The organism is Paenibacillus thermotolerans (genome assembly GCF_028745515.1).
GTDB classification, from domain to species: domain Bacteria; phylum Bacillota; class Bacilli; order Paenibacillales; family YIM-B00363; genus Paenibacillus_AE; species Paenibacillus_AE thermotolerans.
This window is the reverse complement of sequence record NZ_JAQZSG010000025.1, coordinates 79,208-90,845: the sequence shown is the minus strand read 5'-3', so window position 1 is coordinate 90,845 and position 11,638 is coordinate 79,208. Positions and strand designations below refer to the sequence as shown.

At 53.5% G+C, this 11,638-nt stretch carries 14 protein-coding genes; 8 read left to right on the top strand and 6 right to left on the bottom strand.

Annotated features, from left to right (window positions below):
• Positions 1 to 133: 133 nt before the first annotated feature.
• The gene (locus PT964_RS19070) at positions 134 to 790 is read right to left on the bottom strand and encodes a Crp/Fnr family transcriptional regulator (RefSeq protein ID WP_274364934.1); all 657 of its coding nucleotides are present in this window, start codon (positions 788 to 790) and stop codon (positions 134 to 136) included.
• Between the two features lie 449 nt (positions 791 to 1,239).
• Here PT964_RS19070 and PT964_RS19065 point away from each other — a divergent pair, with 449 nt between their 5' ends.
• The 3 genes from PT964_RS19065 (at position 1,240) to PT964_RS19055 (ending at position 3,564) form a co-directional block, all read left to right on the top strand.
• Positions 1,240 to 1,668, top strand: a complete 429-nt coding sequence (locus PT964_RS19065) for a GAF domain-containing protein (RefSeq protein WP_274364933.1) — start codon at positions 1,240 to 1,242, stop codon at positions 1,666 to 1,668.
• Between the two features lie 98 nt (positions 1,669 to 1,766).
• Positions 1,767 to 2,420 carry a response regulator transcription factor gene (locus PT964_RS19060; RefSeq protein ID WP_274364932.1) on the top strand — a complete coding sequence of 218 codons (654 nt, stop codon included), beginning with the start codon at positions 1,767 to 1,769 and terminating at the stop codon, positions 2,418 to 2,420.
• Positions 2,413 to 3,564, top strand: a complete 1,152-nt coding sequence (locus tag PT964_RS19055; RefSeq protein ID WP_425262768.1) for a PAS domain-containing sensor histidine kinase — start codon at positions 2,413 to 2,415, stop codon at positions 3,562 to 3,564. The genes PT964_RS19060 and PT964_RS19055 overlap by 8 nt, the downstream gene beginning before the upstream one ends.
• A gap of 69 nt (positions 3,565 to 3,633) precedes the next feature.
• Here the strand turns inward: PT964_RS19055 and PT964_RS19050 are convergent, their stop codons facing one another.
• Entirely contained in the window at positions 3,634 to 4,065 is a 432-nt protein-coding gene (locus tag PT964_RS19050; protein WP_274364931.1) for a hypothetical protein, read from the bottom strand.
• 84 nt (positions 4,066 to 4,149) lie between these two features.
• Here PT964_RS19050 and PT964_RS19045 point away from each other — a divergent pair, with 84 nt between their 5' ends.
• Positions 4,150 to 4,527 carry a DUF423 domain-containing protein gene (locus PT964_RS19045; RefSeq protein ID WP_274364930.1) on the top strand — a complete coding sequence of 126 codons (378 nt, stop codon included), beginning with the start codon at positions 4,150 to 4,152 and terminating at the stop codon, positions 4,525 to 4,527.
• A 131-nt stretch (positions 4,528 to 4,658) separates the two neighbouring features.
• Positions 4,659 to 6,551: a putative bifunctional diguanylate cyclase/phosphodiesterase gene (locus tag PT964_RS19040; protein WP_274364929.1), complete on the top strand. Its 1,893-nt coding sequence runs from the start codon at positions 4,659 to 4,661 to the stop codon at positions 6,549 to 6,551.
• A 54-nt stretch (positions 6,552 to 6,605) separates the two neighbouring features.
• Here the strand turns inward: PT964_RS19040 and PT964_RS19035 are convergent, their stop codons facing one another.
• Positions 6,606 to 6,857, bottom strand: coding sequence for a hypothetical protein (locus tag PT964_RS19035; protein WP_274364928.1), 252 nt, complete (start codon positions 6,855 to 6,857; stop codon positions 6,606 to 6,608).
• 186 nt (positions 6,858 to 7,043) lie between these two features.
• On the opposite strand from PT964_RS19035, the gene PT964_RS19030 reads away from it, so the two are divergent.
• On the top strand, positions 7,044 to 7,346 hold the full coding sequence (locus tag PT964_RS19030) for a YunC family protein (RefSeq protein ID WP_274364927.1): 303 nt from the start codon (positions 7,044 to 7,046) through the stop codon (positions 7,344 to 7,346).
• Positions 7,347 to 7,396: 50 nt separating this feature from the next.
• Here the strand turns inward: PT964_RS19030 and mtnA are convergent, their stop codons facing one another.
• Positions 7,397 to 8,446 (bottom strand): S-methyl-5-thioribose-1-phosphate isomerase, encoded by a 1,050-nt coding sequence (mtnA, locus tag PT964_RS19025; RefSeq protein WP_274364926.1) that lies wholly within the window; start codon positions 8,444 to 8,446, stop codon positions 7,397 to 7,399.
• Positions 8,447 to 8,449: 3 nt separating this feature from the next.
• Positions 8,450 to 9,676, bottom strand: a complete 1,227-nt coding sequence (gene mtnK, locus PT964_RS19020) for an S-methyl-5-thioribose kinase (RefSeq protein WP_274364925.1) — start codon at positions 9,674 to 9,676, stop codon at positions 8,450 to 8,452.
• 145 nt (positions 9,677 to 9,821) lie between these two features.
• Here mtnK and PT964_RS19015 point away from each other — a divergent pair, with 145 nt between their 5' ends.
• Positions 9,822 to 10,298, top strand: coding sequence for a Dps family protein (locus tag PT964_RS19015; RefSeq protein WP_274364924.1), 477 nt, complete (start codon positions 9,822 to 9,824; stop codon positions 10,296 to 10,298).
• A 54-nt stretch (positions 10,299 to 10,352) separates the two neighbouring features.
• Here PT964_RS19015 and PT964_RS19010 read toward each other — a convergent pair whose 3' ends face one another.
• Positions 10,353 to 10,517 (bottom strand): asparagine synthase, encoded by a 165-nt coding sequence (locus tag PT964_RS19010; RefSeq protein ID WP_274364941.1) that lies wholly within the window; start codon positions 10,515 to 10,517, stop codon positions 10,353 to 10,355.
• A gap of 262 nt (positions 10,518 to 10,779) precedes the next feature.
• On the opposite strand from PT964_RS19010, the gene sufC reads away from it, so the two are divergent.
• A complete protein-coding gene (gene sufC / locus PT964_RS19005) occupies positions 10,780 to 11,613 on the top strand; it encodes a Fe-S cluster assembly ATPase SufC (RefSeq protein WP_274364923.1) in 834 nt (277 codons plus the stop codon).
• Positions 11,614 to 11,638 lie beyond the last annotated feature (25 nt).

Genomic DNA, 11,638 nt, shown 5'->3' with positions numbered 1-11,638 from the left:
TTGGAACAATGATTGTTCGTTAAACATGCCGTCGTAGTTTTTTTTTGTTTTTTGGGGGTGGCAAAGGGGATCGTCCCCCGCTACGAACCAGCAAAAAACCGACGCCTGCGAATGACGCAGACGTCGGCTTCGATTACAACCTGCAAACCTCAAACGGACACTCCGGAGCCTTAGGGCAGTTGCAGACGCGGCGCAAGCTGTCGATCCGGTAGATTACGAGCCTGCCGTCCACAAAGTCGATCGCACCCGTATCCTTCCATTCGCTAAGCATCCGGTTGACGCTTTCCCGGGTTGCGCCGATCATATCGCCGAGCTCGCTGTTCGTCAGCTTAAGCCGAACGTGGATGACGCCGTCCGCGTCTTGTTCGCCGTAAGTGTTCCCCAGGCGAATCAAGGTCGAGGCCAGTGCTCCCGGCTTGCCGTACAGCAGCAAATCCCGGAACTTCGATTGGAGGATGCGGTGCGTCATTCCGAGCCAGTACATGAACGGAACCGACAGATCGCCATGCTTCGCAAACAATGCGTTCAGCTCTTTCCGGTGAATGACGCCGATCTCCGCATCGCTCACGATCTCGGCGCTGAAGCTATGCGACGCTTCGCCGAAGCCGTTGACCTCGGCAATCAAATCGCCCTTTTGCAGAATGGACAGGATCAAATCTTTGCCGTCTTCGGTCGATTTGAGAAGCTTCACCTGGCCGGAGCGGATATAATACAATTTGTCGGCCTCATCGCTTTCCCAGAACAGGAATGACCCTTTGGCCGCCGTTCTCCGGCTCATGATTTTCTCCATATGTCGAAATTGCTCCTCGGTCATGTAGTCCGCGATTCCTTTTGCACGGGGCTTTGCCGAATGCTCTGATTGTACTGTTTGTGCCGATGGTACCGTTCTGTGTTCGGCTTTTGCCGTGTTGCTTCTTATGGTTGTTCCGCACGATGTTTTGCGTTGAATTGCCATAGCCATGCCGATTGCCTCCCGTGTCTTCTTTGTTACTCTAATCATAAATGAGCGCGTCAGGGATTGTTATCGGGGAGCGCTCTGAACCTACCGGAAGCATTCCACGATTTCTCTGTGATATAAATCACACATTTTCCTGAGGGATTTCCCCGTTCCGTCCGGCTGTTCTCTGAACCGGCGCAGGAATTTCCCTATCGAATTTTCAGGGAAATCCCCGACATACAAGAAACGATTTTCGGTCTACAATGGCGTTAGGACCAGTTTGTGTAAGGAGGGGGATCGGTATGGACGCCGATATGGCAGCTTGGGAGGGCCGGCTTGCGGAATTGCGCGAGGCTACGGCCAGCGACTTTGGGGCGGCGGCATACTACGACGCGTCCACCCGCCGGATCCGCTGGTTCGCGGCTTCGGGGAACAGCAACGAACGTTATCGAAATATGGCAAGGAAGCCGGGTCAAGATATTTCCGGAGAGGTGATCCGGTTCGGGCGCACCATTCAGCGCAAATACGAATCGAATGAAGGGATTCGAGCGGATGATGTAATTATGCACACGGAAAAGCTCCTCGTGGCGGCGGCGTCCCCGACCGGCGACGACCCTAACAACACGCGGGGCGTGCTGCTGATCGGCAGGCGGAGCGGCAAAGATTACGAACGAAAAGAAATCGAGCTGCTGGAAGAAGCGGCAAAGTCCGCACCTTCTCTCGTGAAATAGAAAAACAATTCCGATTGCTGGATTGTTTTTTTTGTTTATCATAAAATGAATCGGGCGTGAACCAAATCGCGCATAAAGAGATAACAGGAGGAATCCCCATGATCCGTCTGTTGGTTGTGGACGACCATGCAGTCGTTCGTTCCGGACTTAAATCATTGCTTGGCGAAAGGCAAAATATGAGCGTCGTAGGCGAAGCGGCGGACGGCGACGAAGCGATACGCCAAGCCGAGGCGCTGCGTCCCGACGTCATTCTGATGGATTTAAGTATGCCCCACGGCAAAGACGGCATGACGGCCACCGAAGAAATCAAGAAGCTGCTGCCCGATACGGCGATTTTAATATTGACGATGCACGACGATGAGCAGTACCTGTTCCGGGCGATCCAAGCCGGCGCATCAGGGTATGTGCTGAAAAGCGCCCCGCATGAAGAGCTGCTGACGGCGATCCGGTTCGTTGCGGCCGGCAACGCCTATTTGACGCCAACCGCCACCAAACGGTTGATGGGCCAATATTTGGACAAAGTCAAGAACGGGGAAGGCGCCGACGTATTCGAAACGCTCTCCGAGCGGGAGAAGGAAGTGCTTTCTTGGACGGCAAAAGGTTACTCCAATAAAGAAATTGCCGAGCATCTCATCATCAGCGTGAAAACCGTCGAGACCCACAAGAGCAATTTAATGGAGAAATTGGGGCTGAAAACGCGTCCCGACTTAATTAAATATGCGATGAAAAAGGGGCTGCTGAACTTTGAATAGAGGGTCGGGAGATTACCCGCAAGTAATCGGTCAATACGTGCTCGAAATCATAGGGCGATTGGACGAATTTATTACCGACGAGACGCTTCGGGAAAATTTAAAAGACTCGCTCCGGCAATTGACCGACCTGCGTTTTGCGCTGGATGAGTCCTCGATCGTCGCGGTTACGGATAGACAAGGGATCATTCGGTATGTGAACGACAAGTTTTGCCGAATTTCGAAGTATTCGCGCGAAGATCTGCTCGGGCAAGATCACCGGATCATCAATTCCGGATACCACGACAAGGCGTTCTTTCGTGAGCTTTGGCAGACGATCGGCTCGGGCCAAGTATGGCACGGTGTCATTCGCAACAAGGCGAAGGACGGGACGTTGTATTGGGTCGACACGACAATCGTCCCTCTCCTGGACGAGCGCGGCAAGCCGATGCAGTATTTGGCGATTAGGCACGAAGTAACGCGCCTGAAGCAGGTGGAGGAAGAGCTCAAGGCGATGATGACGCGCGTGATACAAATTCAGGAGGAGGAACGTAAGCGCTTCTCCCGCGAATTGCATGACGGCATCGGCCAAAGCTTGTTCTCGCTGCTCATCCGTATGGACAAGTTCTTAATCGCGGAGGAGGATCGGGCGGAGCAAGCCGCATCCGCACCGGAAGATTCGATTCACCGGGACCTGTCCGAATTTCGCAAGGATGTTTCGCACATCATTGAAGAGGTGCGCGGACTCGCTTGGGAGATGAGGCCGTCCGTTCTTGACGATCTGGGCGTCGTTCCCGCGATCCGTACTTATATCGATAATTATATGGAGCATTACGGGATCAAGGTAAGCTTCCAGCCGACCCTTACCAAACGGCTCGACCATCAGAAGGAAACGGTCATTTACCGGGTCATCCAGGAAGCGCTGACCAACATTGGGAAATATGCCGATGTCGATGAGGCTGAAGTGGTCATGTCCGAACGAAGGGACGAGATCGAGGTTTGCATCATCGACCGCGGCAAAGGCTTTGTCCGTGCCCCCGGCAAAAAGGGCGTCGGGTTGTTCAGCATGGTGGAACGCGCTCGCGGCGTAGGGGGAAAGCTGGACATCGAATCCGTACCCGGCCAGGGCACTACGGTTCGTTTGGTTGTTCCTTTGGCCTCGTCATAATAAATGCCGCCTTCAGTGAACAGTTGAGACCTGAAGGCGGCTTTTATTTGTGTTAAAGCTTGTCCTGAGCTACACGGCGGAAAGTCCGATCGCGGCGCCGATGGCCAGCAAAATAACGAAAAAACCGGTAATAAGGGCGTTAAACACCGTTCCGAGAATCGCGAACAGCTTCGCCCGATCCTTCTGGAACAAGCCGATGATGCCGAGAATCGCCCCGACAAAGGAAATGAAGACGGATGCAAACATGCCGAGGCTCGCCGCCGCGAGGCCGCCGATGTTTTCCGGCAGTCCCTCTTCCGGGTTAATCGCGGAAGGAGCGGTAAGCGTGTCCCCGAGCATTACGGCCATGGCCGTAAAGCATCCGATCAGTCCTAATATGGATACGATAGCCATAATAAACGATGCGATCCCAAGGCCGGAATGCTTCTTCTTCATCGGCGTTTCGGCGCTCGGCGTTTCCTGCGTCAGCTCCTGACGGTCCTGATTATCCGACGGTTCCATGAATTCCTCCCAAAGTTTTCATTTTTCACATTTATCCATTAATATTATAAAGTAGTTTTTCCATTAAGGAAGGAGAAGATTACGTTGCAACGATCGTTCTTTACCATTGGGGCATTCAGCGCGCTGCTTTGCGTCGCGTTAGGCGCTTTCGGAGCGCATAGCCTGAAGCTGCCGGAGCATTACGCCAGCATATACCAAACGGCGGTCGAGTACCACATGGCCCATTCGCTGGCGCTGTTGGTCACCGCCTTCGCATGGGAGAAGGCCGCCAGAAAATCGTTCGCGCAATGGGCAGGGAGGCTGTTTATCATCGGTATCGTTTTGTTCTCGGGCAGCTTGTATGTCTTGAGCATTACGGAAATCGGCGTCTTGGGAGCGATCACTCCGCTAGGCGGCGTGGCTTTTTTGACCGGATGGGCGCTGCTTGGGCTGTCCGTTCATTCGGCGCGAGCTAAAAAATAGTAAAAAAATATGATGCGCCGGAAGGAATTCGTCATATTACGACAAATATTTACATAGTGGAAAATGAATAAACAAAAAATAAACGGTCATCGCAATATTCGATTGGCAGCCAGCAAGGAAGGAGGATGGCCTTGAAAAAATACCGCATCGAGATTATGCTCGTAACCTCTTCGGCCATCTTTTTTTCAGCACTCATTTTCCGGTGGATTCGATCGGAGCAAACCATGACCGACCGGATGTTATCCCTTTTGATCGTAGTGTTCGCCGTTTTTGCGGCAATATTAATCGTATTTCTGCTGCTGGACCGAAAAAAAACGGCAGACAAGCTTGAGTCTCGCCTCCGGCAGACGGACGAGGTGTTCAGCTCGCTGTTCGATTCCATGCCGATGGGAGTTTCCGTGTTCGATGAGCAAGGGAAGCTCTTAAGGTCGAATCCGGCATCCTATTTGATAACGGGGTACAATCCTCAAGAATATTACGGCGTCTCCTTTTTAGAGTTTCTAGATGAGGAACATAAGAAGATGGGGATGGAGCGGTTTTTGCTGACGCTTCAAGGCGAGATCCAAACGTTCGATCTGAAGATCCGCAATTACGACGGCTTCGACCTGGAGCTTCACGTAACGAGCGTTCCGGTTGCCGGCGGGGCGAGTATAAACGGGGTCATTGTCATTTATCAAGACGTAACGGTGAAGCGGCGGACGGAGGAGAGAATTAAGCACCTCGCCTTTTATGACGATTTGACGGGGCTGCCGAACCGAAGATTGTTTCGCGAAATGGTGTCCGAAGAAATAGCGGCAAGGGAACAAGGCTCTTTGTATATCATGCTGCTGAACATCGACCGATTTAAGTTTGTAAACAGCTCGTTAGGTCAAGATATCGGGGATGTGCTGCTGCTGCAGCTGGCGGATCGTCTTCAGCAAAGCATTGCAGGCAAAGGAGCGGTCGCGCGCCTGGAGGGCGACGAATTCGGACTGATCGTTAAAGACGAGTCGGGAGAGCTCGCGCCCGAGGCGATTTCCGAGGCGATATTCCGCCAGCTGGAAACGCCTTTCTCGATCCAGAAGCATTCGTTTCATATTACCGTGAGCATCGGAATAGCGGAATGTTCCGGGACATCCGGCGGCGACGAGCAAGAATTTATTAAGAACGCCGCAACCGCTTTGTCCAAAGCGAAGGAAAAAGGGAAAAACCACATAGAGATTTTTACGCCGGAAATGAACAAATCGTTGGTACATAAGTTTACGATGGAGAGCGAGCTGAGGAGAGCGATTCAGGAAGAGCAGCTTTTCTTGCTGTATCAGCCTCAGTTCCGAATCGACTCGGGCGAGATGATCGGCGCGGAGGCGCTGCTGCGCTGGCGGCATCCGGAACGCGGAATCGTCCCGCCGGGCGTGTTTATCCCGATCGCCGAAGATTCCGGGCTGATCGTGCCCTTAAGCGAATGGGTGCTGAAGGAAGCATGCATGCAAAATAAAGCTTGGCAAGAGGAAGGGTATCCGGCGATTCCGGTATCGGTCAATTTGTCGATGCGGCAATTTTTGCAGCCGAACTTAACGGAGCGCATTCAGGCGATATTGACGGAGACCGGTTTGGAGCCGCAATATTTGGAGCTTGAAATTACGGAAAGCATGACGATGGACGTAGAGTTCGCCACCGCGACGCTCATCAGCTTGAAGAAATTGGGGATCCGGATATCGATCGACGATTTCGGCACGGGATACAGCTCGCTCAACTATTTGAAAAATTTCCCTGTGGACAAGCTGAAGATCGACAAGTCGTTCGTGAACGATATTTTGAACGATCCGAACGACGCGGCGATCGTCCGGACGATTATTACTATGGCACACCATTTGAAGCAAAAGGTGATCGCGGAAGGTGTCGAGACGGAGCAGCAGCTCGGCTTTTTGCGTCAATACGAGTGCGATGAAATTCAAGGGTATTTGATGAGTCCGCCCGTACCGGTGGAAAAGATAAAGGAGTTTTTGCTGAGCTGGAAGGAAGCGGCCGTAAGCCGCCATTCGTAAGGCTATTTAAAAGGAAGCCCGCCTTTAGGATTCTAAAGACGGGCTTTTTTTGCTTTACCAGAAAAATCCTGGGAATCCGAAGCCGAATCCCGGAAAAAATCCCGGAAAACCGAAGCCGAACCCGGCACCGAAGAAGGGGAAAAACGCTTTCGTTTTGACGACCTTACCTCTCGAATCTCGGAGAACCACCGTGTTTCCACGGACAGCAACAAGCTTTCCCGCAACGGTTGACCCGTCTTGCTTGCGGACAACGACATGTTTGCCGATGTAGTCTTTCTTCCGTTGCTTTGATACGCCTTTCGCCATATGTTCAATCCCTCCTTTATCAGTCCTTCCCTATCAACTTATTCCCTAAGAACAGATGCGGCTTGGACATTTGCGGCCTGTAATCTGCCTCATTTCCGCTGCCTAATGGGTGCACCGATGGAAGGACAACGCCATAAAATAAAAGCGATAACGGCACCTTGTTCGGGAAGGAGATGACGTGCGGCCATGATGAGAATGGTGCCTCTTACGATAGGCGGACATACGTTTGTAGGCATTGAGGTTAAGCTTCCGAAGACGAATCTGCTCGCCGTAACTGCGGACAAGGGATATATTATGTGCGGGGCTTTGGATGTGGCATTGCTGAACCGCCGATTGAAGGACCGGGGGATCGTTGCGGGCAGAGCGGTCGGAGTGACCACGCTGGAGGAGCTGCTTGAAGCGCCGCTCGAATCGGTCACGTACGAAGCGGAAAAGCTCGGAATTACGGTCGGTATGAAAGGCGCCGACGCGATGCTGAGGATGCTGTAAGAAACCTCGAAAAAAAGTGTAGCGGTGTTTCCGCTACACTTTTCGTTGGTTTATTCGAACAGCTTGGGTAAATTGATGTGAAACGGCGGCCGTACGACGCCCTTCTCCGTGATGATGGCCGTTACATATTCATGCGGCGTGACGTCGAAGGCCGGGTTAAACACCTTGACGCCTTGCGGAGCCGTTCTTTTGCCGAAGCCTTCGGTTACTTCCTTCTCGTGGCGCTCTTCGATCGGGATATCGGCACCGGAGGCCGTCGCGAGGTCGATCGTCGACAACGGACAAGCCACATAGAAAGGAATGCCGTGCGCTTTGGCGAGAACGGCGACGCTATAGGTGCCGATCTTGTTCGCTACGTCGCCGTTGGCGGCAACGCGGTCGGTGCCGACGATGACGGCATTGATCCAGCCCTTGGACATGACCATGCCGGCCATATTGTCGGTAATGAGCGTTACATCGACGCCGGCGCGCATCAGCTCGAAAGCGGTCAACCGCGCGCCTTGCAGCACCGGGCGCGTTTCGTCGGCGAAGACGCGCAGATTCCAGCCGCGCTCCTTCGCAAGGTATAGCGGAGCAAGTGCGGTGCCGTACTTCGCGGTAGCGAGCCCTCCGGCATTGCAGTGAGTCAATACGCCGAAGCCGTCCTGGAACAGCTCGAGCGCGTTCTCGCCGATTCGGCGGTTCGTCTCCTCATCTTCCGATTGGATAAGAATCGACTCCGTTAACAGCTCCGATTTGATTTGCTCGGGGGAAGCCCCGTCGGCCGCCGCGCTCTCCGCTTTCCGCACAAGCCGATCCAGCGCCCAAAATAAATTGACGGCGGTCGGGCGGGATGAAGCCAGGTAATCCCGTTCCCGTTTCACTGCGGCGAGCAGCGAGGCAACGTCGCCCTCCTCGCCTCGAACACCCATGTATAATCCGTATGCGGCCGCGATCCCGATCGCCGGTGCGCCGCGAACCTTCAACTCCCGGATGGCGTCCCATACGTCGGCGGACGTCGTCAAATCGAGGTACACGACCTCCTCCGGGAGAAGCCGCTGGTCGAGCAGCTCCAGATGATCGGTATTCCAGCGGACGGACTCAAGCCAATTTTCGTTCATCGATTATTTGCCTTCCTTTCCGGACGTTCCGCGAAGAACGATATCCTTGATTTCCGCAACGGATGCGGCAGAGCGGTGATGCTTGACGAGCGTCTTGCCGATCGCCAGCGCTTCGCGGCGGGCGCGTTCGCGCGCAGCGTCGTCTTCGATTCCGTCGATATCCGAAACATGCGCCAAACCGACGATGCGGCGAATCATTTTGCAGCCGGCATAGCCGAACGTGTCCTTCAGCAGGTCCGTCAGGAACGAATCCAAGAAGCCTTCCGTTTCCCGCAGCATCCGGTCGACGCAATGCTCCGCATAAAGCTTGCGGAAGCGCGCTTCGAATTGCTCCCACGTTCCGATAACCGTATCGAGCAAATACGCCCTGAAATCCGCCAAGCGTGCAGGATCGGAAGCCATCCGTCCGCCTTGCGCGGCGTAATTGAGCAGCAGGTTGGCGATGACCGCGCCGATATCGAAGCCCATTGGCCCGTAGTATGCAAACTCGGGGTCGATCACTTTGGTCGATGAAGGCGTGACGAAGATCGAGCCGGTGTGCAGATCGCCGTGAATCAGCGCCTGCGCTTTCGTCAGAAAGCCATAACGAAGCCGGGCGACTTCGCCGTGCAACTGCTTGTCCGTCCAAAGCGCTTCCGCCTCGTCCGCAATGGACGCGTCGAAATTGTTATTCGGCGAATTGTAATACGGATCGTCGAAAATCAAATCCTCGGTAATTTTGCACAGCTCCGGGTTGGTGAAGCGCGCGGCCCGCACCTTCTTCTCTTGCTGGTTCATGCCGAGGTCGGACGTGAAAAACAGCGTGCGTGCGAGGAACTCCCCGATATGCTCCGCGAATAGAGGATATTTGTTGCCCTCGGACAATCCGCGCCGCATAATGACGTGATCGCTAAGGTCCTCCATGATCGTAAGCGCAAGATCCGGATTGTATTCGTAAACTTTAGGCGCCAGATCGGGGCACAGACTGCCCTGAATGATCAGCGCCTCGCTCTCGATTCGGGCGCGGTCGAGCGTCAGCGGCCATGATTCGCCTACAACCTTCGCGTAAGGCAGCGCTTGCTTGAGAATAATGCCGCGGCCCGATTGTGTATCGGTGATATGAAATACAAGGTTCAGGTTGCCGTCGCCGATTTCCCGGCAAGCGAGTTCGGCGCCCGGAGCGAAAAAATCCGGAATGCTCCTGGCCCGTTCAATCGCCTCGGCCTCCGTGAGCGGATGATATTGTGACATGGAATAATTCCCTTCCTTTATCGCTTTATCGTAAAACATTACCTTTAAGTATAAGGCATCCCCGGCGCAGATGAAAATAAGATGACTAAAAAAATGAACCGCGTGCGAACATAACATTAACTTGTCAAAAAGGAAGGTGCAAATCATGATTTCGGTTCAAGAAAAGCCGGGAACGACCGCTGCCGGCAATTCGCAGGTCGTGTCGGCGCTCAATAAGCAAATCGCGAATTGGAACGTATTATATGTAAAGCTCCACAATTACCATTGGTTTGTAAAGGGGCAGCAATTTTTTACGCTTCATCAGAAGTTTGAGGAGTTGTACACGGAGGCGGCGACCCATATCGATGAGTTGGCGGAGCGGGTGTTGTCCGTCGGCGGACACCCTCTTGCCACAATGCGGGAGTACGCCGCCGAAGCATCCGTGAAGGAAGCGTCCGGCTCCGAGCAGGCGGTCGAGATGGCGGCAGCCGTCGTATCCGACTTCAAGCTGATGATGGATGAGCTGAGGACAGCCATGGAGACGGCGCAAAAAGCGGGCGACGAAGGTACCTTCGACATGCTGCTGGGAATCCGCTCTTCGCTCGAAAAGCATGTCTGGATGCTTTCTTCCTTCACCGCTTAATCAAACAAACACCTGCTTCCGTTCGGAGGCAGGTGTTTGCTTGCGGCAGGAGGTTTAACGGTGTTCCCACAGGTCGATGGCGCCCAGCACCATATGCGCGATGCCGAAGCCCAGAATGCCGTAGCCTACGGCAGGATTCCGGCGAAGCATCGTTGCGCCCGTTGCCGCCACCGCCGTACCTAGAATCGAGGGAATCAATCCTTCACGTGCACGCATCATCATCATGGGACCGTCTCTCCTTTGGCAAGTTATTATGAATACAAGCATTAGTGTGGGGTGACGGAGTCGTTTTCATAACTGGAAGTCCGGAATTTTAGGTGGCAGCTTTGCCGGATGATGGACGTAAGGAAGTGCGGATTCGATTTGCGCCTTCCTTGATATAACGGTCAAACTATAATAAAATTAACTATTGAGAATCACTGAGAATCAATTTAGAATGATTATTAGAAGAAAAAGAATTTTGGAAGGGGTCAATGCTGCAATGAGTCAATCTCCGGTTTTAAAAATAGAAGAGCTTCGGGCCAAAATCGAAGGCAAGGAAATTTTAAAAGGCCTGACCCTAGAGCTTAAAGGCGGCGAGGTTCACGCCATTATGGGACCGAACGGCACCGGCAAAAGTACGCTCGCATCCGCTTTGATGGGGCATCCGAAATATGAAGTGACGGACGGAAGCGTAACGCTGGACGATCAAGACGTGCTTGAGATGGGCGTCGACGAGCGGGCGCTCGCGGGTCTGTTTCTGGCGATGCAATATCCGAGCGAAATTACGGGCGTAACGAACGCCGACTTCCTTCGCAGCGCGATCAATGCACGCCGCGGGGAAGGGAACGAAATTTCGTTGATCAAGTTCATTCGTCTGATGGAAGCGAAGATGAAAGAGCTTGAGATGGATCCGCAATTCATGCATCGTTATTTGAATGAAGGCTTCTCCGGCGGGGAGAAGAAGCGGAACGAAATTTTGCAGATGGCGCTGCTTGAGCCTCGGGTCGTCATTCTTGACGAGATCGATTCCGGCCTCGATATCGACGCTTTGAAAATTGTGGCTGCCGGCGTTAACGCGATGCGTTCCCCGGACCGCGCGTTCTTGATCATTACGCACTACCAGCGTTTGCTTGATTACATCAAGCCCGATTTCGTACACGTTATGATGCAGGGCAAAATCGTGAAATCCGGCGGTCCCGAGCTGGCGGAGCGTCTGGAAGCGGAAGGCTACGATTGGGTAAAGGAAGAGCTTGGCATCGAGGACGAGACGGTCGGCGGGGATAAAGACGAGTTCGTCGTGCCGATGAATACAACCGCTCCGAAATATTCGTAAGGGGGTGGAGTCATTGACGCTTGAT